Genomic DNA, 1072 nt, shown 5'->3' on the forward strand with positions numbered 1-1072 from the left:
CCCGGTGTCAGGTCGTCGTTGCAACAGGTGGGTTTTGTGGTGAGTTTAGGAGTTCGGTGAGTTTCTCGTGGGGGGTGGCCCAGCCGAGGGTTTGACGGGGTCGGCTGTTGAGTTTCGCGGCGATGGTGGCGAGGTGGTGGGGGGTGTGGATCGACAGGTCGCTGCCTTTGGGGAAGTACTGGCGCAGCAGCCCGTTGGTGTTTTCGTTGGAGCCGCGTTGCCAGGGTGAGTGCGGGTCGCAGAAGTAGATGTCCAGGTCGGTGGCGAGGGTGATGTCGCGGTGCAGGGCCATCTCCGAGCCGCGGTCCCAGGCCAGCGAACGGCGCAGATGCTCAGGTAGCGCCTGGATGGCGGGGATCATGGCGTCACGGACGGTGGGCGCGGTGTGATCGGCGGGCAGGTGCAGCAGGATCGTGAACCGGGTGGTGCGCTCCACCAGGGTCCCGATCGCGGACTTGCTGTCCTGACCGACGATCAGATCGCCTTCCCAATGGCCCGGGACGGCCCGGTCGGCGGCCTCGGCGGGACGGGCGCTGATCGGGATCGGGCCGGGGATCGGCCCGGTGGTTTTGCTCGCGGCTTCGGCGCGGGCCCTCGCGCGAGGCTTGCGCAACGACCGGCCGGTCCGCAGATGCCCCGTCAGTTCCCGGGCCAACCCACCGCGGGTCTGCACGAACAAGGACTGATAGATCGTCTCGTGGGACACCCGCATCTCCGGCCGGTCGCAGAACGCCTCGGCCAGCCTGCCCTGGATCTGCCGCGGGCTCCAGTCCTGTTGCAGCCCGGCGACCACGAACGCCGCCAGCTCGTCACACCCGACCAGCTTGCGGACTTGCGGGCGTCGGGCCCGAGCATCGGCCTGAGCCTGGGCGTGCAACGCCCGATACCGCCGGACCCGCCGGCCCGGCCGCGGATCGGACTGGTTACGCGTCAGCTCCCGGCCGATCGTCGACCGATCACGGCCCAGCACCCGGCCGATCTGCGCCCGGGACTGCCCGGCCGCGAACAACACCGCGATCTCTTCCCGTTCCGCCAACGACAACCGCCGGCCCGTCACCGGCTTGCGCGTCAC

1 protein-coding gene is annotated in these 1072 nt (G+C 69.6%); it reads right to left on the reverse strand.

Translation table 11 applies throughout. The features are described 5' to 3' along the window. Positions 1-7: 7 nt before the first annotated feature. On the reverse strand, positions 8-1072 hold a 1065-nt coding region (locus FL583_RS39815; protein WP_420843242.1), incomplete at its 5' end, for an IS30 family transposase.

The sequence above is a fragment of the Cryptosporangium phraense genome, assembly GCF_006912135.1.
GTDB lineage: Bacteria > Actinomycetota > Actinomycetes > Mycobacteriales > Cryptosporangiaceae > Cryptosporangium > Cryptosporangium phraense.